This window comes from Lentzea sp. NBC_00516 (assembly GCF_036346835.1).
GTDB classification, from domain to species: Bacteria; Actinomycetota; Actinomycetes; order Mycobacteriales; family Pseudonocardiaceae; genus Lentzea; species Lentzea sokolovensis.
On record NZ_CP107840.1, the window covers coordinates 5,975,887 to 5,996,253 of the forward strand.

General features: G+C 65.5%; 12 protein-coding genes and 3 rRNA genes. 5 read left to right on the plus strand and 10 right to left on the minus strand.

The window, feature by feature from the left end; genetic code table 11:
• Positions 1–92: 92 nt before the first annotated feature.
• From rrf to OG205_RS26795, 5 genes are all read right to left on the minus strand, one after another.
• Positions 93–209: ribosomal RNA gene (gene rrf / locus OG205_RS26775) — 5S ribosomal RNA — on the minus strand.
• Between the two features lie 100 nt (positions 210–309).
• Positions 310–3,392 (minus strand): 23S ribosomal RNA (locus OG205_RS26780).
• A gap of 345 nt (positions 3,393–3,737) precedes the next feature.
• Positions 3,738–5,254: ribosomal RNA gene (locus tag OG205_RS26785) — 16S ribosomal RNA — on the minus strand.
• The 16S, 23S and 5S rRNA genes sit together here, the layout of an rRNA operon.
• A gap of 481 nt (positions 5,255–5,735) precedes the next feature.
• On the minus strand, positions 5,736–9,266 hold the full coding sequence (locus OG205_RS26790; protein WP_330270804.1) for an FkbM family methyltransferase: 3,531 nt from the start codon (positions 9,264–9,266) through the stop codon (positions 5,736–5,738).
• Positions 9,267–9,284: 18 nt separating this feature from the next.
• A complete protein-coding gene (locus OG205_RS26795; RefSeq protein ID WP_330270805.1) occupies positions 9,285–10,628 on the minus strand; it encodes a glutamine synthetase family protein in 1,344 nt (447 codons plus the stop codon).
• A 41-nt stretch (positions 10,629–10,669) separates the two neighbouring features.
• Between OG205_RS26795 and OG205_RS26800 the strand changes: the two genes are divergently transcribed.
• Positions 10,670–11,305: an LppX_LprAFG lipoprotein gene (locus tag OG205_RS26800; RefSeq protein ID WP_330270806.1), complete on the plus strand. Its 636-nt coding sequence runs from the start codon at positions 10,670–10,672 to the stop codon at positions 11,303–11,305.
• The gene (locus OG205_RS26805) at positions 11,305–12,816 is read left to right on the plus strand and encodes an MFS transporter (RefSeq protein WP_330270807.1); all 1,512 of its coding nucleotides are present in this window, start codon (positions 11,305–11,307) and stop codon (positions 12,814–12,816) included. Before OG205_RS26800 ends, OG205_RS26805 begins: the two co-directional genes overlap by 1 nt.
• Here the strand turns inward: OG205_RS26805 and OG205_RS26810 are convergent.
• Together OG205_RS26810 and OG205_RS26815 are read right to left on the minus strand one after the other, a co-directional pair.
• The gene (locus OG205_RS26810) at positions 12,771–14,294 is read right to left on the minus strand and encodes an alpha/beta hydrolase (RefSeq protein WP_330270808.1); all 1,524 of its coding nucleotides are present in this window, start codon (positions 14,292–14,294) and stop codon (positions 12,771–12,773) included. The genes OG205_RS26805 and OG205_RS26810 overlap by 46 nt on opposite strands.
• A complete protein-coding gene (locus OG205_RS26815; protein ID WP_330270809.1) occupies positions 14,294–15,856 on the minus strand; it encodes an alpha/beta hydrolase in 1,563 nt (520 codons plus the stop codon). The genes OG205_RS26810 and OG205_RS26815 overlap by 1 nt, the downstream gene beginning before the upstream one ends.
• A gap of 29 nt (positions 15,857–15,885) precedes the next feature.
• Between OG205_RS26815 and OG205_RS26820 the strand changes: the two genes are divergently transcribed.
• Positions 15,886–17,598, plus strand: a complete 1,713-nt coding sequence (locus OG205_RS26820) for an NAD+ synthase (protein ID WP_330270810.1) — start codon at positions 15,886–15,888, stop codon at positions 17,596–17,598.
• A gap of 31 nt (positions 17,599–17,629) precedes the next feature.
• Here OG205_RS26820 and OG205_RS26825 read toward each other — a convergent pair whose 3' ends face one another.
• Positions 17,630–17,884, minus strand: coding sequence for a hypothetical protein (locus OG205_RS26825; RefSeq protein ID WP_330270811.1), 255 nt, complete (start codon positions 17,882–17,884; stop codon positions 17,630–17,632).
• Positions 17,836–18,093, minus strand: coding sequence for a hypothetical protein (locus OG205_RS26830; protein WP_330270812.1), 258 nt, complete (start codon positions 18,091–18,093; stop codon positions 17,836–17,838). The genes OG205_RS26825 and OG205_RS26830 overlap by 49 nt, the downstream gene beginning before the upstream one ends.
• 67 nt (positions 18,094–18,160) lie before the next feature.
• Here OG205_RS26830 and OG205_RS26835 point away from each other — a divergent pair, with 67 nt between their 5' ends.
• Both OG205_RS26835 and OG205_RS26840 read left to right on the plus strand, forming a co-directional pair.
• Positions 18,161–19,345 (plus strand): sensor histidine kinase, encoded by a 1,185-nt coding sequence (locus OG205_RS26835; RefSeq protein ID WP_330270813.1) that lies wholly within the window; start codon positions 18,161–18,163, stop codon positions 19,343–19,345.
• Positions 19,346–19,347: 2 nt separating this feature from the next.
• Positions 19,348–19,998 (plus strand): response regulator transcription factor, encoded by a 651-nt coding sequence (locus tag OG205_RS26840; RefSeq protein ID WP_330270814.1) that lies wholly within the window; start codon positions 19,348–19,350, stop codon positions 19,996–19,998.
• On the opposite strand, the gene OG205_RS26845 is transcribed toward OG205_RS26840, so the two are convergent.
• Positions 19,992–20,360: a VOC family protein gene (locus tag OG205_RS26845; protein WP_330270815.1), complete on the minus strand. Its 369-nt coding sequence runs from the start codon at positions 20,358–20,360 to the stop codon at positions 19,992–19,994. The two genes, OG205_RS26840 and OG205_RS26845, sit on opposite strands and share 7 nt — an antisense overlap.
• Between the last annotated feature and the right edge of the window lie 7 nt (positions 20,361–20,367).

Genomic DNA, 20,367 nt, shown 5'->3' on the forward strand with positions numbered 1-20,367 from the left:
CAGATCAGAGCGCGCAAGCGAAAATTCGCACGCAAAAAACCCCTGAGGGGAGCACCGAAGTGCTCGACCCTCAGGGGTCTTCTGGAAAGAATGTTCGGCGACGACCTACTCTCCCACACCGTAACCAGTGCAGTACCATCGGCGCAGAAGGGCTTAACTACCGGGTTCGGAATGGGACCGGGTGTTTCCCCAACGCTATGATCACCGAAACTCTATGGAATTCATACCTGCGGCGATCGGAATGCCCGTAGCGGGTTCGATCGGTTCTGGTTGTTCTTCCAGAACCGCACAGTGGATGCGTAGCGTCTTTGTAACAAGTCCTCGGCCTATTAGTACCAGTCAGCTCCAACCGTTACCGGTCTTCCACCTCTGGCCTATCAACCCAGTGGTCTAGCTGGGGGCCTTAACCCACGAAGGGTGGGATACCTCATCTTGGAACGAGCTTCCCGCTTAGATGCCTTCAGCGGTTATCCCTTCCGAACGTAGCCAACCAGCAATGCTCTTGGCAGAACAACTGGCACACCAGCGGTCCGTCCGTCCCGGTCCTCTCGTACTAGGGACAGCCTTCCTCAAGTATCCTACGCGCGCGGCGGATAGGGACCGAACTGTCTCACGACGTTCTAAACCCAGCTCGCGTACCGCTTTAATGGGCGAACAGCCCAACCCTTGGGACCTACTCCAGCCCCAGGATGCGACGAGCCGACATCGAGGTGCCAAACCATCCCGTCGATATGGACTCTTGGGGAAGATCAGCCTGTTATCCCCGGGGTACCTTTTATCCGTTGAGCGACCACGCTTCCACAAGCCATGGCCGGATCACTAGTTCCGACTTTCGTCCCTGCTCGACCCGTCAGTCTCACAGTCAAGCTCCCTTGTGCACTTGCACTCAACACCTGATTGCCAACCAGGCTGAGGGAACCTTTGAGCGCCTCCGTTACTCTTTGGGAGGCAACCGCCCCAGTTAAACTACCCACCAGGCACTGTCCCTGATCCGGATCACGGACCGAGGTTAGACATCCAATACGACCAGAGTGGTATTTCAACGTTGACTCCACACTGACTGGCGTCAGCGCTTCACAGTCTCCCACCTATCCTACACAAGCCGAATCGAACACCAATACCAAGCTATAGTAAAGGTCCCGGGGTCTTTCCGTCCTGCCGCGCGTAACGAGCATCTTTACTCGTAATGCAATTTCGCCGGGCCTGCGGTTGAGACAGTCGAGAAGTCGTTACGCCATTCGTGCAGGTCGGAACTTACCCGACAAGGAATTTCGCTACCTTAGGATGGTTATAGTTACCACCGCCGTTTACTGGCGCTTAAGTTCTCAGCTTCGCCCCGAAGGACTAACCGGTCCCCTTAACGTTCCAGCACCGGGCAGGCGTCAGTCCATATACATCGTCTTGCGACTTCGCATGGACCTGTGTTTTTAGTAAACAGTCGCTTCTCGCTGGTCTCTGCGGCCGTCTCGCCCTAGCCTGCAAGAGGCTTCAAGCGCTACGGCCCCCCTTCTCCCGAAGTTACGGGGGCATTTTGCCGAGTTCCTTAACCACAGTTCGCCCGATCGCCTTGGTATTCTCTACCTGACCACCTGTGTCGGTTTGGGGTACGGGCCGCGTGAAAGCTCGCTAGAGGCTTTTCTCGGCAGCATGGGATCACTCTACTTCGCCTCAATCGGCTACGCATCACGTCTCAGCCTATGTGAACTGCGGATTTGCCTACAGTTCGGCCTACACGCTTGCACCAGTACTACCACTCACTGGCGGAGCTACCCTCCTGCGTCACCCCATCGCTTGACTACTACAAGTTCAGGTCCCGCGCTCCACAGTCCCCATCGGCCCGAAGGCTTTCAGGAGGTGCTTTGGGCGGTTAGTATCACAAGGTTCATCATGGGCGCGTTCACACGGGTACGGGAATATCAACCCGTTGTCCATCGACTACGCCTGTCGGCCTCGCCTTAGGTCCCGACTTACCCTGGGCGGATTAGCCTGGCCCAGGAACCCTTGGTCATCCGGCGGACGAGTTTCTCACTCGTCTTTCGCTACTCATGCCTGCATTCTCACTCGCATAGCGTCCACGGCTGGATTACTCCGCCGCTTCAACCGCTACACGACGCTCCCCTACCCATCCCGAGTAAACTCGAAATGACACAGCTTCGGTGGTGTGCTTAAGCCCCGCTACATTGTCGGCGCAGGACCACTTGACCAGTGAGCTATTACGCACTCTTTAAAGGGTGGCTGCTTCTAAGCCAACCTCCTGGCTGTCTGTGCGACCCCACATCCTTTCCCACTTAGCACACACTTAGGGACCTTAGCTGGCGTTCTGGGCTGTTTCCCTCTCGACTACGAACCTTATCGCCCGCAGTCTCACTGCCGCGCTCTCACACCACGGTATTCGGAGTTTGGTTGATTTCGGTAAGCTTGTAGGCCCCCTAGACCATCCAGTGCTCTACCCCCGTGGTGAAACACACGACGCTGCACCTAAATGCATTTCGGGGAGAACCAGCTATCACGGTGTTTGATTGGCCTTTCACCCCTAACCACAGCTCATCCCCCAGGTTTTCAACCCTGGTGGGTTCGGGCCTCCACGCGGTCTTACCCGCGCTTCACCCTGGCCATGGCTAGATCACACCGCTTCGGGTCTAGACCACGCGACTCAAGCGCCCTATTCAGACTCGCTTTCGCTACGGCTACCCCACACGGGTTAACCTCGCCACGTAGCACTAACTCGCAGGCTCATTCTTCAAAAGGCACGCCGTCACCCCTAAAGGCTCCGACGGATTGTAGGCACACGGTTTCAGGTACTATTTCACTCCCCTCCCGGGGTACTTTTCATCTTTCCCTCACGGTACTAGTCCGCTATCGGTCACCAGGGAGTATTTAGGCTTAGCGGGTGGTCCCGCCAGATTCACAGCGAATTTCACGAGTACGCTGCTACTTGGGAACACTCTAAACAGACGATAGGTTTTCGAGTACGGGAGTTTCACCCTCTACGCTCACGCTTTCCAGACGTATTCCTCTAACCACACGTTTTCTGACTGTTTGCCAGTTCGGCAGAACTGACCAAGAGGTCCCACGACCCCGTACACGCAACCCCTGCCGGGTATCACACGAATACGGTTTAGCCTCATCCGCTTTCGCTCGCCACTACTCACGGAATCACGGTTGTTTTCTCTTCCTGCGGGTACTGAGATGTTTCACTTCCCCGCGTTCCCTCCACATACCCTATGTGTTCAGGTATGGGTGAACCCACATGACTGGGTCCGGGTTTCCCCATTCGGAAATTCTAGGATCTCAGCTCGGTTGACAGCTCCCCTAGACTTTTCGCAGTCTCCTACGTCCTTCATCGGCTCCTGGTGCCAAGACATCCACCGTATGCCCTTACTAACTTGCTACAAAGATGCTCGCATCCACTGTGCAGTTCTCAAAGAACGAACGGTCATCATCTCTTCTGTGCAACTCGCCTCCTGGCCCTGGGGCCGGCGGTTCAAGCGCTGAGATGATCCGATCTGCTGAAAGACACAAAAAGCGTGTTCCCTCAGGACCCAACAGCGTACCGATCTGTTCATTCAGCCCCCGCGACACCTTTCCACGCACCCGAAGGCGCAGTACTCACTGTCGAAGCAACCGAACGTCAAGCCAGCCAGCATCCACTAATGAGCCCACCCAGCATCAAGGCTGGTGTGGTTCTGACCGATGCTCGGAACGTTTGCCCAAGATCATCGGTAGATGCTCCTTAGAAAGGAGGTGATCCAGCCGCACCTTCCGGTACGGCTACCTTGTTACGACTTCGTCCCAATCGCCAGTCCCACCTTCGACCGCTCTCCCCCTTGCGGGTTGAGCCACGGGCTTCGGGTGTTACCGACTTTCGTGACGTGACGGGCGGTGTGTACAAGGCCCGGGAACGTATTCACCGCAGCGTTGCTGATCTGCGATTACTAGCGACTCCGACTTCACGGGGTCGAGTTGCAGACCCCGATCCGAACTGAGACCGGCTTTATGGGATTCGCTCCACCTCACGGCTTAGCAGCCCTTTGTACCGGCCATTGTAGCATGTGTGAAGCCCTGGACATAAGGGGCATGATGACTTGACGTCATCCCCACCTTCCTCCGAGTTGACCCCGGCAGTCTCCCATGAGTCCCCGGCATTACCCGCTGGCAACATGGAACGAGGGTTGCGCTCGTTGCGGGACTTAACCCAACATCTCACGACACGAGCTGACGACAGCCATGCACCACCTGTGAACCAGCCACAAGGGAGGCTCTATCTCTAGAGCTTTCTAGTCCATGTCAAGCCCAGGTAAGGTTCTTCGCGTTGCATCGAATTAATCCACATGCTCCGCCGCTTGTGCGGGCCCCCGTCAATTCCTTTGAGTTTTAGCCTTGCGGCCGTACTCCCCAGGCGGGGTGCTTAATGCGTTAGCTGCGGCACAGAGGGCGTGGAAGCCCCCCACACCTAGCACCCACCGTTTACGGCGTGGACTACCAGGGTATCTAATCCTGTTCGCTCCCCACGCTTTCGCTCCTCAGCGTCAGTGTCGGCCCAGAGACCCGCCTTCGCCACCGGTGTTCCTCCTGATATCTGCGCATTTCACCGCTACACCAGGAATTCCAGTCTCCCCTGCCGAACTCAAGTCTGCCCGTATCGACCGCAAGCTTGGAGTTAAGCCCCAAGTTTTCACGGCCGACGCGACAAACCGCCTACGAGCTCTTTACGCCCAATAATTCCGGACAACGCTCGCACCCTACGTATTACCGCGGCTGCTGGCACGTAGTTAGCCGGTGCTTCTTCTGCAGGTACCGTCACTTGCGCTTCGTCCCTGCTGAAAGAGGTTTACAACCCGAAGGCCGTCATCCCTCACGCGGCGTCGCTGCATCAGGCTTTCGCCCATTGTGCAATATTCCCCACTGCTGCCTCCCGTAGGAGTCTGGGCCGTGTCTCAGTCCCAGTGTGGCCGGTCACCCTCTCAGGCCGGCTACCCGTCGTCGCCTTGGTAGGCCATTACCCCACCAACAAGCTGATAGGCCGCGGGTCCATCCCATACCGCCTGAACTTTCCACACCGAATCATGCGATTCAGTGTCGTATCCGGTATTAGACCTCGTTTCCAAGGCTTATCCCAGAGTACAGGGCAGGTTACCCACGTGTTACTCACCCGTTCGCCGCTCGTGTACCCCGAAGGGCCTTACCGCTCGACTTGCATGTGTTAAGCACGCCGCCAGCGTTCGTCCTGAGCCAGGATCAAACTCTCCAATAAGGATTATGTTTGATCGCTCCAGACGGAATATGTCTGGCATCAATCTGGTCTTGCCTCAAAGGAACTACCTCGACGAGGAGGTAATTCATATATTACTGGCTGTGTTTCGGCACGCTGTTGAGTTCTCAAAGAACACGCGCTCACCGGTTCCAGTCTCCGTTTCCGGAGGCTTTCTCTCGGGGCTTGTGTTGAAAGCTTAGCCAGTTCGTTTTCGCTTTGTCAAATCGGCCGTTTCGGCTTCTTTAGCTCGGCGCAAACTCGCTTCGCATTCAGTTTTTTGCTTGGTTCAGAAGTTATCTGAGTGGCTTTCCCGGTGTCAAATCGGGGTCATTTTCAGATCCCGGACAGCACGTTAGGCCGCTTATTTACTTCTGGGGGTTTGACGCCGTGAGACTTTACCCGGCCCGATCCGCGGTGTCAACCGCTCGTTCCGGGGTCTCGCTTGCGACTTGGAGAAAGTTACTGATGGGGACGATCAAAGTCAAATCGCCTGGTCAGCGGGCTGCTTGATCGGAACGGACGGTGCGGGAGCAGCCTGCTTGGGCCCGACCGGGCGCGGTCGGAGCCACAGGGTGATGGAACGAAGTCCCTCCATCGCCCGCACGATCTGGTCCGCCGAAGCCGGCTGACGCGTCGCCACCGGCACCAGGTCGTAGCCCCAGACGCCGAACTCCTTGAGCACCGTCACCGGATCGTCACCGAAGTCCGCCGTCGAGGTCGCGGAGAACTCGAGGAACACGTGCGGCCTGTCGCGACGCAACAACCGGACGAGTCCCGCGAGAGCGCGATGCCCACGTCCAGGCGTGTCGACCTTGACGACGGAAAGCTTCATGCCCTGCACCAGGGCGATCTCTTCGAGCGCCTTGTCCAGGCGCACCGACTTCACCCGTGCCACGTCTTCCCCGGCATCGGCGGGCAGCGGTGACACCGACACACCACCGGTCAACGTCGGTGAAACGGCGAGCTCGCCCGCGCTCTCCCACGCGGCGCCCTCGACCACGGTCATCCGATCGGCGACCGCGGCGGGAAGGTTCGCCGAGACGTTGTGCCTGAGCAGAGCGGCGGCGGACGCGTCCGGTTCGACAGCGACAACGGCGCCCATCAGCCCGAGGCGCGACAACATGCGAATCGAGTGGTAGCCGACGTACGCGCCGACGTCGAGGAAGATCCCGTCCGGTTCCAGCACGGAGTCGAGCAGTTCCGCGAGCTCCGGCTCCCACACGCCGTTGGACGACAACAGCGGAAGCATGAACGCGTCGTCGGAGGGCAGTCGCATCATGCCCGCGTCGCACAACACCAGCGACGAACGCACGGCAGGCGCGTCACCAGCGTTCTCGTGCTGACGAACGACCACACGCCGCAACGCGTCCGCGGTCTGTTGTGCCTGATGGGCGGTGCGAAGAGCGGCGTCCAGGCGCGTGTCGCGCTCGCGGAACACCTCGACGACCTTCGACTCCAGCGAGTCGATCCGGTCCAGGGTCCGATCGAGGGCGACGGTGAGCTTGTCGATCCGCTCGGCCAGCACCTCGTCCGACTTCGCGCGCTTGGCCGCCTCGGCGACGACCGCGTCCTCGACGTCGCGCTGCCGGCGGCCCTGACCGGCCATGTCGGCGCGCACCCGCACGACCCCGTCGTCGACGCCGATCAGCTGGTCGGCGAAGTGCGACTGGCGTTGCGCGACCTGTTCGACCTCGGCGCGGAGCAGTTCCAGTTCACCGGCGCCGACGCCGGCCTTCAGCGCGTCCTGCCGGTTGACCAGCTCGGACACCGTGCGCTCGACCCCGTCGATCAGGGTGTGCAGCACTTGGCGCATGTGGTTGTCGTAGTGGTCCAGCGCGCGCAGCACGACCTTGCGCAGCGCGGGTGCCATCGGTGTCCGATGAGGGCCGTCCACGGTCGGCTGCCGCAGTAACGCGTGCTTGGCCGACTGCAGCGCGAGCATCGGGTCGACCTCGGCCTTCGGCTTCGGCCGACGTGCTCGCCACCCCCGGTACGCGTGCTCGACGCGTTCACGGAGAACTTCGGCCACGCGTGCGACGGAGCGCACGGACAACACGTGCTCACGTCCGGCCGCACCGAGTGCCTCGGCCGTGGGCAGGTCATCGGCCAGTGAACGCAGCAACTTCGCGGCGGCCTGCACGTCGGGTTCGGCGCCCTGGTGACACGGCACGAGAACCGCCGTCTTGCCGAACAGCTCGGCAACGGCGCCGTGGTCCGACGCCACGACGGGAACCCCTCGCACCGCCAGTTCGGCCAGGCGCAACGCGATCCGGTCGTCCGCGCCACCGCGGTGCAGTGACACCACGGCATCGGCGACGGCCGCCACGTCGAGGTCGTCGATCAGCGAAATCCGCGGGTCGGAGCCGGTGGCGAGGCGCAAGCGCTCGGCGGCCTCCGGGTGCTCGACCGCGCCGGACACCGCGATCCGCAGTTCGACGTCCGTGCGGTCGGGGAACGCGGTCAGGAACGCCGACACGGCGCCCAGCACGTTGCCGGGCCGGTCCAGCTCGTGGTCCGCGAGCGCCGCGAACACCACCACTTCGCCTGACTCGTGCTCACGTGCGCCAACGTCGTGCACGGGCACAGGCACCACACGCACGATGGGCCCGCCGATGCGTTCGGCGGCGGCACGCGACACGTCAGACGAAAGCCAAAGTTCGTTCACGCCCGTGCGGTCGTCCGCAGCCGTGGCGTCCAACGCGACGTCGACGACGAACCGTCCGGCCGGCACCTCGTCCCAAGAAGAAGCGCGCACCACGACGGGATAACCGGCGGCGGCCGACACAGGCAGTCCGGACGCACGCGCGGCGGCGAGCATCAGCTCGGCCAGCGGTCCCGAGCCCACGACGGACACGCCGAGCTGGTCGAGCAGTGCCGGACCTTCCGAACGGGGCTGCGGCACGGCGGGCGCGGGCAACCGTCCGGAAGCGACACCGACCCCGGCACACCACTCGCGCCAGGCCTCGGCGTCCGCGGCGAACGGCGCCGGGAACTGCTGTTGCAGCGAGGTGTCCGCACGCCACACCGCGTCGGCCCACCGCGTGCCACCGTGCTCGGTCGCCTCGCACGCCCACATGAGGAACCCGCCGCCACCGTCCTCACCGAACGCCGGCGGCGGCGTCAGCGCGGAGGCCCGGTAGTCGGCCCGCAGCTCGGACGGGATCTGGGTGCCGTCGATCAGGGAGTCGAACCGGTACCGCACGGGCGCCGCGGACCAGCCGCCGCGCACCAGTTCGGCGCGGTAGGCCTGGCAGAGCTCGGCGACCTCGGAGTGCTCCGACAGCAGCACGCGAGGACGTTCGGCGAAATCGGCCGACAGGAGCCAGGGCCGACGCGGGTCGAACCCGCGGAAGTGCACGGTCAGCAGGTCTTGGCCGACCACGGCCAGAGAGCCAGATTCCGTGCGGTGCAACGGACGGTCCGCGACGTTCCACACGGACACGCCGAGCCGTGCGTCACGCACGACGAAATGCGGCACGATCGCCGGCATGTCCAAAGAGGTCAGGTAGGGCTCGGAACCCTTGCCGACCGCGATGAACCCGGGGTCGAAGGCACCCTGGTCGTGCAGGTCGGCGGGGCCGGGCTGCAGACCGTCGGACGGCAACGGCCGCAACGTGCGAGGCAGCATCACGACCGGTGCGGTGCGCAAGGCCTCCAGCACGAGCTTCGTCAGCGACCCGAACACCTGCACCCACGGGTCGAGGTACAGCACGGGCATGCCCTGCGACAGCAACGCCTCCAGCAGCCGCGGCACCATCGCGGCCTTCAGCTCCGCGGCGTCGAGCGACGTCGCGAGCACGTGCAGCTCGTCCTCGGTGACACCGATCTCCATCGGCGAGACCAGCCCGGGACCGGTGTGCTCCGACTGCGCGTCGACGATCAGAGCGATGAACCGGCCCTCGGGGTGCTCCGCGAGGAACGAGCTGGACAGGACCTTGACCGCGGGCAACTCCGCCGCCGTGGCGACGGTGCAGGCGCAGATCGTCGGCTGGAACTCGGGTACCTCAGTCACGGAGAGCACGTATCTGCCTCACAGCATGGGGAGAAGAGTGCGCAACTCGTACGGGGTGACGCTTCGACGGTACGCGTCCCACTCCGTCCTCTTGTTGCGCAGGAAGAAGTCGTAGACGTGCTCGCCGAGCGCCTCGGGCAGCAGCTCCGAGTTCTCCATCTCGGTCAGCGCCTCGCCGAGGTTCTGCGGCAGGTTCGCGTACCCCGCCGCACGGCGCTCGCGGTCCGTCAGCGACCACACGTCGTCCTCGGCGGGCGGCGGCAGCTCGTAGCCCTTCTCGATGCCCCGCAGGCCGGCGGCCAGGATCACCGAGTAGGCCAGGTACGGGTTGCACGCGGAGTCCAGCGAACGGACCTCGACGCGGCGCGACGACGACTTGCCCGGCGAGTACATGGGCACACGGACCAATGCCGAGCGGTTCGCGTGACCCCAGCACACGGCCGTGGGGGCTTCACCGCCGACGATCAGCCTCTTGTAGGAGTTGACCCACTGGTTCGTGACGCCGGAGATCTCGCGCGCGTGCTTGAGAATGCCCGCGACGAACTGCTTGCCGATGTCGGAGAGCTGGTACGGGTCCTCGTCGTCGTAGAACGCGTTGCGGTCGCCCTCGAACAGCGAGAAGTGCGTGTGCATGCCCGAGCCCGGCTGCTCCGAGAACGGCTTGGGCATGAACGAGGCGCGCACGCGTTGCGTGATCGCGACCTCCTTCACCACGTAGCGGAACGTCATGACGTTGTCCGCCATGGTCAGCGCGTCGGCGTAGCGCAGGTCGATCTCCTGCTGACCGGGCGCGCCCTCGTGGTGGCTGAACTCGACGGAGATGCCCATGGCCTCCAGCGCCTCGATGGCGTGGCGGCGGAAGTGCGTGGCGGTCTCGTGCGAGGTCTGGTCGAAGAACCCGCCGTTGTCGGCCGGGATCGGCTCGCTTCCGTCGCCGGGCAGGTCCTTGAGCAGGAAGAACTCGATCTCGGGGTGCACGTAGCAGGTGAACCCGGCCTCGCTGGCCTTCGACAGCGTGCGGCGCAGCACGTGGCGCGGGTCGGCCCACGACGGGGAACCGTCCGGCATGGTGATGTCGCAGTACATGCGTGCCGAGTAGTTGCTGCCCTCCGGCGTCTGCCAGGGCAGCACCTGGAACGTCGAGGGGTCCGGCTTCGCGACCATGTCCGACTCGTAGACGCGGGCGAAGCCCTCGATCGCGGAGCCGTCGAACCCGATGCCCTCGCTGAAGGCGCCCTCGAGCTCGGCCGGTGCGACCGCCACGGACTTCAAGAAGCCCAGGACGTCCGTGAACCAGAGCCGGACGAACCGGATGTCGCGTTCCTCTAGCGTGCGGAGCACGAACTCCTGCTGGCGGTCCATAGGGCGCAGCTTAAGGGCTCGGGACTCTCTACGATCAACGCATGTCCGCCCGTTGGTTGTTGGTTTGCGCACTCGCCCTGCTCACGAGCTGCACGTCCGGGGGAGATCTCCCCGATGGTGCGACCTTGCTCTCGAAATCGGCCGAGTCGATGCGCTCGGTCAAGAGCGTCCACTTCACCATCAAGGTCGACGGTGAGCTGCCGGACGTGCCGGTGAAGGAGGCCGACGGCGACCTCACCTCGGCGGGGGACTCGAAGGGCACCGCGAAGGTGAACTTCGCCGGGCAGCTGCTGGCCATCGAGTACGTCCTGACCGGGGGAAACCTGCACTTCAAGGGCCCGACCGGCGGGTTCACGAAGCTGCCGGCGGCGTTCGCGGGCCAGGTGTACGACCCGTCCGCGATCCTGAACCCGGACAAGGGCGTCGCGAAGGTGCTCTCCTCTTCCAAGGACGCGAAGACCAAGTCGTCCGGTGACGTGTCGGTGGTCGAGGCGACGGTGCCGAAGGACGTGGCGGCCGGGCTGGTGCCGGGCATCTCCGCGGACGTGAAGGCGACGTTCTCGATCGACAAGGACAACAAGCTCAAGAGCGCGTTGTTCGAGCTTCCCACTGGTCAGAAGGTCGACATCGGGCTGACCGACTTCGACAAGCCCGTCACCGTGACAGCGCCTGCCTAATGCGCAAAATCGCTCTCGCCGCGTCCGGCGCGGCTGTGCTGCTGGGCGCGCTCGACGCGTACGTCGTCGTCGGTGTCCTCACGGACATGGTGCGCGACCTGGGCATCGCGGTGAACGAGCTGGAGCAGGCGACGCCGATCGTCACCGGTTACCTGCTCGGGTACGTGGCGGGCATGCCGTTGCTCGGGCAGCTGTCGGACCGGCTCGGCCGGCGGTTCGTGCTGCAGATCTCGCTGCTCGGGTTCCTGGTGGGCTCGGTGATCACGGCGCTGGCCGCGGACGTGCCGCTGCTGGTCCTGGGCCGGGTCGTGCAGGGCCTCGCCGGTGGCGCGTTGCTGCCGGTGACGATGGCGCTGGTCGCGGACCTGTGGGAGGAGCAACGGCGGTCGTCCGCTCTCGGGACCGTTGGTGCCGCTCAGGAGCTGGGGTCTGTTCTCGGCACGCTGTACGGCATCGCGGTCGCGTCGCTGTTCAACGCGATGCCGTTGTTCGAGGCGTGGGAGCCGCAGAGCTGGCGGTGGATTTTCTGGGTGAACATCCCGTTGGCCGTCATCGCGATGGTGATCGTGCAACGGTCCGTGCCGAACACACGGCGCGAGGTGCGCATCGACGTCGTAGGTGGGGTGTTGCTCGCTCTTGCCTTGTCGTTGCTGGTGGTGGCGCTCTACAACCCGACTCCCGCCGAGTCCGTGCTGCCGTCGTGGGGCTGGCCGACGCTCATCGCGGCGTTCGTCGTGCTGGGCGGCTTCTTCGTCTGGGAACGCCGTAGTGCCGTGCGGCTCATCGACCCTGATGGCGTGCAGTGGCGGCCGTTCTGGGCCGTGCTCGGGGTGTCGCTGGCCGCCGGTGCCGCGTTGATGGTGACGCTGGTCGACGTGGAGTTGTTCGCGCAGACGGTGTTGCGCCGCGACTCGGCGTCCGCGGCGACGTTGCTGACGCGGTTCCTGATCGCGTTGCCGGTCGGCGCTGTCCTGGGTGGATTCCTCGCGTCACGGCTCGGCGACCGCTGGGTGTCCTTCGGCGGACTCGCGATGGCGTCGGTGTCGTACGTGTTCATCGCGCAGTGGCCCGCTGACGTCAGCGGGCTCGTGCTCACGCGTGACCTGGCCATCGCCGGTTTCGGGCTGGGACTGGTCATCGCGCCGTTGTCCGGTGCTGTGCTGCGTGTGGTGCCCGCCGTGCGTCACGGCGTGGCGTCGGCGTTCGTCGTCGTCGCGCGCATGACGGGCATGCTCGTCGGTGTGGCGGCGTTGTCCGCGTGGGGACTTCACCGGTTCCGCGAGCTCACGGCAGGCCTGAACACGCCGCTGCCGTTCGGCGTCGAGAAAGCCGAGTTCGAACGGCAGATGGCCGAGTACCAGCGCGGGCTCACCGAGGCGCTGCTCACCGAGTACCACGAGATCTTCCTGATCACGGCGGTGATTTGCGCGCTCGGAGCGCTGGGCTCGATCCTTCTGCCGGGCCGTCAGCAGACCGAGTCTGTTTCGGGCAGCCTCAGGTCCACCAGGTAGTTCGTGCCCACGCCGTCCACGCAGTTGATGCCCGCGAGGAACGCCGTGTGCTGGTTTCCGTTGTACGTCAGCAAACGCGCGCCCAATGCCCGTGAGAGGTCCACGCCGGACTGGTAGGGCGTCGCCGGGTCACCGGTCGTCGACACCACCAGCACCTGCGGCAGCCCGTTCACGTTCGGCGGATGCGGTTCCGACGTGTGCGGGGCCGGCCAGAACGCGCACGGGCCGAGGGCGGTCTCGTCGGTGGGGATCGTGTCGTTGCCCAGCAGTTCCAACAGCCTCCGACGGTTGGACTCCAGGGTGGCCCGGTCCTTGATCGGCGGTTCGTCGACGCAGCGGATGGCCACGAACGCGTCCTGGATGCGGCTGTAGGTGCCGTCCGGGGCGCGGCCGAGGTACTGGTCGGCGAGCTGCAGCAGGGTGTTGCCCTTGTTCTGCCGCAGTTCCTGCAGGCCCTTGAGCGCGGTCTCCCACAGCCGGTCGGTGTACATCGCCTGGATGATGGCGGTGTTCGCGTCCGAGTGGGACAGCTTGCGGTCGCCGACCTGCATCGGGGTCTTCTTGAGCGGCTCGATCATCTGCCGGTACTTGGACTCCGCCGTGGCCGCGTCCTTCCCGATGGGACAGTCGCGTTGCGCGCACCAGCCGGCGAACCGCTGGAACGACTCCTCGAAGCCCTGCGCCTGACGTGCCGACGCGGCCACCTTGTCGCCGTCGACCTCCACCGCGCCGTCGAGCACCATCGCGCGCACGTTGCGAGGGAACATCTCGGCGTACAAGGTGCCGATGCGCGTGCCGTAGGAGTAGCCGAGGTAGCTCAGCTTCTTCTCCCCCAGCGCGGCACGGAGCACGTCGACGTCCCGCACGACGTCACGGGTGCCGACGTTGCGCAGCAGGTCGATACCGCTGCGTTCGGCACAGCGGTCGACGAAGAACTTGTTCTCCTGTTCGGTCTGGTTCGCGCTCTCGCCCTTGGGCCGCAGCCGTTGCGCGTCGCGTTCCGCGTCGGTCAGGCACTGGACGCGGGGCAGGCTCGCCCCCACGCCGCGCGGGTCGAAACCCACCACGTCGAACCGCTTGCCGACCGGGTTGTTCGGCTGCATGTTCGCGACGTGCGACATGCCCGAACCTCCCGGACCACCGGGGTTCAGCACGAGAGAACCGACCCTCCGGTCCTTCTCGGTGGCGGGCCGGCGCAGCAGTCCAACGGTGATCGTTCCCGCGTCCGGCTTCTCGTAGTTGAGCGGGACCTGCAGACGAGCGCACTGGATGCCCTCGCGCTCGTACAGGCCCTTGCTCTTCGCATCGGTCGCGTAGGGCTGGCACGCACCCCACGACAACACCTGCGAGTAGAAGCGCTCGATGCCCTTGCGGCCGGCGACGGGCGAGCCGTCGATGCGCGCGAAGGACGTGGACGTACCGAGCAGAACGATCAAGGCGAACAAGGCCGCGGTGACTCGGGATCGCCTCTTCGTCATTAGGCGCACCGGGTTCCGTCAGCGGGCAAAGTCTGGTCTACCAGGTACTTCACACCTGCGGCGTCCACGCACTGGTCACCCTGCAGGAAGACCGTGTGCTGGACGCCTTCGAACGTGAGCAGCCGCGAGTTGAGCGCTTTGGCCAGGTTCACGCCGGCCTCGTACGGCGTCGCGGGGTCGCCGGTCGTGGAGATGACGAGCAGCGGCGGGATGCCGTCGGCCTTGGGCGGCGCGATGGTGGCGCTCACCGGCGCGGGCCAGAACGAGCACGCGTCGAGTGCCGCGCCCGGCGGGTTGCCGTCGTCGAGGAACGGCGCCGCCGCCTTGTACTGCTTCGCGGTCTCCAGCAGGGCGTTCTTGTCCGTCAGCCGTGCGTCGTCCACGCAGTGCACTGCGTTGAACGCGTCGGTGATGGTCGAGTAGTCGCCCTGGTCGTCACGGTCGAAGTACGCGTCGGCGAGGGCCAGCAGCCTGGTGCCCTTGCCGTTCTTCAGCTCCTGGAGGCCGTCCAGCAGGATCGGCCAGAGCTGTTCCGAGTACATCGCCTGGATCGCCGCGGTGATGGCGTCGTTGTAGGACAGCTTGCGATCACCGACGTCGACCGGCTTCTGGATCAACGGGGTGGTCAGCTGCCGGAAGCTCGCGTTGGCGTCGTCGCCGAGAGGGCAGTCGTTCTTCCCCCGGCACCACTTCACGAACTCGTCGAAGGCCTTCTGGAAGCCGGCTGCCTGGGCGACCAGCGACGCGAGCTGGTCCTGGGTGGGGTCGACTGCGCCGTCGAGGATCAGTGCGCGCACGTTCTGGGGGAAGGTCTCGGCGTACTCAGTGCCTATCCGGGTGCCGTACGAGTACCCGACGTAGCTCAGCTTCGCGTCGCCGAGCGCAGAGCGGAGGACATCCATGTCCTTAACTACGTCCCGCGTGCCCAAGTTGGCGAGCATTGATGCACCGAATTTTGTCTCGGCGGCACACTTCTCGGCATATGCCCTGTTCTCTTGCTCCGTTTGGGCGATTCCGGCCGGACTCGTGTCCACATCGAGGTCCAAACGCTCCGCGTCGCGCTCCGGTCCGGTCAGACATTTGACCGCCGGCTCGCTCGCGCCGATGCCCCTCGGGTCGAATCCGACAAGATCGAACTTCGCCGCGAGCTCGGTCTTGCGGTAGGCGGTGATCATGCCCGCGGCCGACGCCATGCCGGACGCGCCGGGGCCGCCGGGGTTGGTCAGGAGCGAGCCGATCTTCTGCCCGGTGGCCTTGTACCGGAGCACGCCGATGGTGATCGTGTCGCCGGTTGGCTTGCCGTAGTCGAGGGGAACCCTCAAGCGCGTGCACTGGACGTCGCGCTTGGTGCCGTAGGCCTCCCTGCTCGACCCGGTGGTGGCGTACGGAGCGCAGTCCTCCCAGCCGAGCTTCTGGCCGTAGAACTCCTCCAGACCGGCGGGCACGGTCCCGGCCGGACCCGTCTTCTCGAAGACGACGCCAGGCTTGGACGTCCCCTCGATGATCGACGTGCAGGACGCGAGCAGCGGAATGACGAGCAACACGCTCAAGAGACGGGCCACAGCCCGATCGTATGGGAGATGATGAGGGCATGCCGCAGCTTCGGATCGCGCTCGCCCAGGTCAACGCCACTGTTGGTGACCTTGCCGGCAATTCGTCGTTGGTCGTGGAGTGGACGCGCAAGTCCCGTGAGGGCGGCGCGCACCTCGTCGTGTTCCCCGAGATGGTGCTGACCGGCTACCCGGTCGAGGACCTGGCGATCCGCACCTCGTTCGCCCGCGCTTCCGGCGAGGCCCTGCAGGCGCTGGCGGGGTCGCTGGAGGCCGCGGGCCTGGGTGACATCGCCGCTGTCGTCGGGTACCTGGAGCACGACTCCGTCGGCCCGCGCAACGCTGTCGCCGTGCTGCACGGCGGCCGTGTCGTCGCACGGCAGAACAAGCACCACCTGCCGAACTACGGCGTGTTCGACGAGCGCCGGTACTTCAAGCCGGGTTCGGCGCTGGACGTCGTGCGGATCAACGGTGTCGAGGTCGGCATGGTGATCTGCGAGGACCTGTGGCAGGACGGCGGCCCGATCACCGCCCTCGGCAACGCCGGGGTCGACCTGGTGGTCTCGCCCAACGCCTCGCCGTACGAGCGCAACAAGGACGACCAGCGGCTGCCGCTGGTCGCGCGCCGTGCGGCCGAAGCCGGTGCGCCGCTCGCCTACTGCAACCTGGTCGGCGGCCAGGACGAGCTGGTGTTCGACGGCGACTCGCTCGTCGTGGCGGCCGACGGTCAGCTGATCGGGCGCGCGCCGCAGTTCGTCGAGCACCTGATGTTCGCGGACTTCGACCTGCCGGGCGGCCGCGAGTACGAGCACGGCCAGATCGGCGACTTCTCCGTGCGCCGTGTGTTCCTGTCGGAGGCGGTCCCGGCCTACGAGCCGCTGCCCGCACCGCGCGTGTTCGAGCCGCTGTCCGACGAGGCAGAGGTGTGGCACGCGCTGGTCACCGGTCTGCGTGACTACGTGCACAAGAACGGCTTCCGGTCCGTCGTCCTCGGTCTGTCCGGCGGCATCGACTCCGCCGTGGTGGCCTCTCTGGCCGTGGACGCTCTCGGTGCCGACTCGGTCTACGGCGTCTCGATGCCGTCCTCCTACTCGTCCGAGCACTCGCGTTCGGATGCCTCCGACATGGCCGTGCGCACGGGCCTGCACTTCACCACCGAGCCGATCGGCGAGATGGTGTCGACGTACGTCTCGCAGCTCGAGCTGACCGGCCTGGCCGAGGAGAACATCCAGGCCCGCTGCCGCGGCATGCTGCTGATGGCGTTGTCGAACCAGAACGGCCACCTGGTCCTCGCGACCGGAAACAAGTCCGAGCTCGCCGTCGGCTACTCGACCATCTACGGCGACGCGGTCGGCGGCTACGCCCCGATCAAGGACGTGCTGAAGACCCTCGTCTGGGACATCGCCAAGTGGCGCAACGCCGAAGCGGAGAAGCGCGGCGAGACCCCGCCCATCCCGGAGAACTCGATCTCCAAGCCGCCGTCGGCCGAACTGCGCCCCGGCCAGGTCGACACCGACTCGCTGCCCGACTACGAGGTGCTCGACGCGCTGCTGGACGACTACGTCCACGGCGACCGCGGGTACGACGACCTGCTGGCCGCCGGGCACTCGCCGGAACTCGTCGACCGGGTGCTGCGGATGGTCGACAAGGCCGAGTACAAGCGCCGGCAGTACCCGCCGGGCACGAAGATCTCGAACAAGGCCTTCGGGCGGGACCGCCGGCTGCCGATCACCAACGGATGGCGCGAGGGCTAGATCCCCCAGCTGATCCCTTCGAAGATCCGGGTCACCCGCAGGCGTGGTGCGTCGAAGAGGCGGGCTTCGCCGGTGTGCATGGCGACGAGGGTGTCTCCTCGCCGACGACCTTGGTGATCCGGGTCGCCATCGGGACGGCGTGGTCCGCGAGCGCCAATGCCTCCACCCAGCCTTCGACTGACTCGTGCAACACCACCAGCGCGTCGTCCTCGATGCCGAACTCGCCCTTCGGCCCGATCAGGAACGTGTAGGCAACGCCGTCCGGACAGCTCCCGCTTCGAACCACTGGCCGCCGAGCCCTTCCTGCGAGAGGCCGGCCTCGAGGCGACGCGGGCCACCGTCGTACTCCAGCGCGGGCGGCAGGACGAGACCTCCCCAGCGTCGTTGGTACTCCCCGCGCCGGTCGGCCTCGGTCTCCCGCATGTCCTCGCCGAGCGAGTACTGGCGGTGGCCGTGCACGTCGAGGAAGATCTCGGTTCTGCGGGTGAGAGTCATGCGGCCACAGTAGGAGTGGAGTCTGCTCTACCGCGCCGGTCCTGGTCAGACCGCTACGTTTGCCCCTATGAAACGGATTTGGGCGGCGCTGGTCTACCTCGCGAGCGGCCTGTTGACGGCCATCGCGTCGTGGCTTGCCATCGGCGTCCTGCTGCTGTCCGTGGTCGTGCTGCCGTTGCTGCCGGTCACCGCACCGTGGATCCGGCGGATCGTGGACCTCGACCGGCGGCGGCTCGCGCGCTTCACCGGCGTCGAGATTCCGCCGCCGCCACCGCTCGACGGGCCGTGGCTGCACCGCGCGCAACGGGTGCTCGCCGATCCGGACAGCCGCCGGGACGGGCTGTGGGTGTTCCTGCACGCACTGCTCGGCACGCTCTTCGGTGCGATCGCCATCGGCGTCTTCGGCGCGTTGGTGCAGCAGCCGGTGGCGGCGTTGCTGTGGTGGGCGGTGCCGATGGAGAACTCGTTCGGCCTGCGCGTCGACTCGTGGGCGAAGGCGGCACTGAGCGTGCCGATCGCGATCGGGCTGGCGTTGGTCCTGACCCAGTTGCCGCGGCTGGCCGCGCTGGACGCGAAGTGGGCGCGGAAGCTGCTGGCACCGCCCAAGGCGTCGCTCGAGAAGCGGCTGGCCGAGGTCGTCGCGACCAGGGCGGCGGCGTTGCAGGCGCACGGGGCCGAGTTGCGGCGGATCGAGCGGAACCTGCACGACGGGACGCAGAACAAGCTGGTCGGCGTGGTCATGATGCTCGGGATCGCGGAGCGGACGCTCAAGCAGAACCCGGACAACGCGGCGCAGGCGTTGCTTCGGGCGCAGGACGCGGCGGGCGACGCGTTGGAGGAACTGCGGAACGTCGTGCGGAGCATTCATCCGCCGGTGCTGGAGGATCTGGGACTGGACGGCGCGATCCAGGCGTTGGCGGCGCGATGTCCGGTGCCGTGCGTGCTCACTGCCGAGCATCTCGGGCGGTTGCCCGCGGCGGTGGAGGCGGCGGCGTACTTCGCGGTGGCCGAGGCGCTCACGAACGTCGCCAAGCACAGTGGCGCCAGGCATGCCTGGGTCAGTCTTGGCGTGGAGAACGATCAGCTCACCGTTCTCGTGCACGACGACGGCAAGGGTGGCGCGGACGAGAAGCAGGGGACGGGCTTGGAAGGCATTCGTGGCAGGGTGGCGGCGCTGGACGGCAGCGCGGACGTGAGCAGTCCCGAGGGTGGGCCTACTGTGCTCACCGTCGTGCTGCCGGTGGGGAGGTGACCATGCGCATCGTGATCGCCGAAGACGACGCGTTGCTCCGCGAGGGGCTGACGTTGTTGTTGCGCAACGAAGGGCTGGACGTGGCCGCGGCCGCGGACAACCCGGACGACTTCCTGAAGGCCGTGGCCGAGCACGAGCCGGACATCGCCGTGGTCGACGTGCGGATGCCGCCGACGTTCACCGACGAGGGCCTGAGGGCCGCGGTCGAAGCACGGCGACGGCACCCGAAGCTGGCGGTGCTGGTCCTGTCCGCGTGGGTCGAGCAGAGTTACGCGCACGAACTGCTCGCCGGTGCGGGAGGCGGCGGCGTCGGCTACCTGCTCAAGGAACGCGTCGGCAAGGTCGCGGACTTCCTCGACTCGCTGCACCGCGTCGCGAACGGCGGCACGGCGCTCGACCCCGAGGTCGTGTCGCAGCTTCTGGTGCGGCGCAAGGCGGACGACGCGCTCAGCGTGCTGTCACCGCGGGAGCGCGAGGTCCTCGGCCTGATGGCGGAAGGACTGTCGAACGCCGCCATCGGCGAGAAGCTCGTTCTCAGCGCGGGAGCCGTGCACAAGCACATCGGCAACGTCTTCCTGAAGCTCGGCCTCAACAGCGAGGACGGCGCAGGCGACCGACGCGTCCAGGCCGTCCTCGCGTACCTGGATCACTGAGGCAGGGGTGGCGCCCAGGCCGGACGGCGCACGAGGCAGAACGGGTGCCCTGCCGGGTCGGCGTAGACGTCACCGCCGAGACCGGTCGCGCCCAGCGCCACCACGCGAGGCCCGGCGTCCGCCGGGTCCTCGACCATGACGTCGAGGTGGAACTGCTGCGGCACGGCCGGATCCGGCCAGGTGGGCGGCCGGTGACCGGGGGCCCGCTGGAACGCCAGGCCGGAGGTCGTGTCGTCGTCCGCCACCACCACCCAGTCGTCGCCGCGGTAGGTGATGGGCTGCCCGAGCAGCGCCGAGTAGAACGCGGCGAGAGCAGCGGGGTCGGGACAGTCGAGAACCACGTGGTGCCGTCGTCCGATCATGGCGTCC

Bases quoted from the DNA above. Each gene is read 5' to 3' on its own strand.
- OG205_RS26795 (WP_330270805.1), bottom strand. From the start codon at position 10,628: ATGGACCGCCAGCAGGAGTTCGTGCTCCGCACGCTAGAGGAACGCGAC.
- OG205_RS26810 (WP_330270808.1), bottom strand. From the start codon at position 14,294: ATGACGAAGAGGCGATCCCGAGTCACCGCGGCCTTGTTCGCCTTGATC.
- OG205_RS26845 (WP_330270815.1), bottom strand. From the start codon at position 20,360: ATGATCGGACGACGGCACCACGTGGTTCTCGACTGTCCCGACCCCGCT.
- OG205_RS26800 (WP_330270806.1), top strand. From the start codon at position 10,670: ATGTCCGCCCGTTGGTTGTTGGTTTGCGCACTCGCCCTGCTCACGAGC.
- OG205_RS26820 (WP_330270810.1), top strand. From the start codon at position 15,886: ATGCCGCAGCTTCGGATCGCGCTCGCCCAGGTCAACGCCACTGTTGGT.
- OG205_RS26805 (WP_330270807.1), top strand. From the start codon at position 11,305: ATGCGCAAAATCGCTCTCGCCGCGTCCGGCGCGGCTGTGCTGCTGGGC.
- OG205_RS26840 (WP_330270814.1), top strand. From the start codon at position 19,348: ATGCGCATCGTGATCGCCGAAGACGACGCGTTGCTCCGCGAGGGGCTG.
- OG205_RS26835 (WP_330270813.1), top strand. From the start codon at position 18,161: ATGAAACGGATTTGGGCGGCGCTGGTCTACCTCGCGAGCGGCCTGTTG.
- OG205_RS26830 (WP_330270812.1), bottom strand. From the start codon at position 18,093: ATGACTCTCACCCGCAGAACCGAGATCTTCCTCGACGTGCACGGCCAC.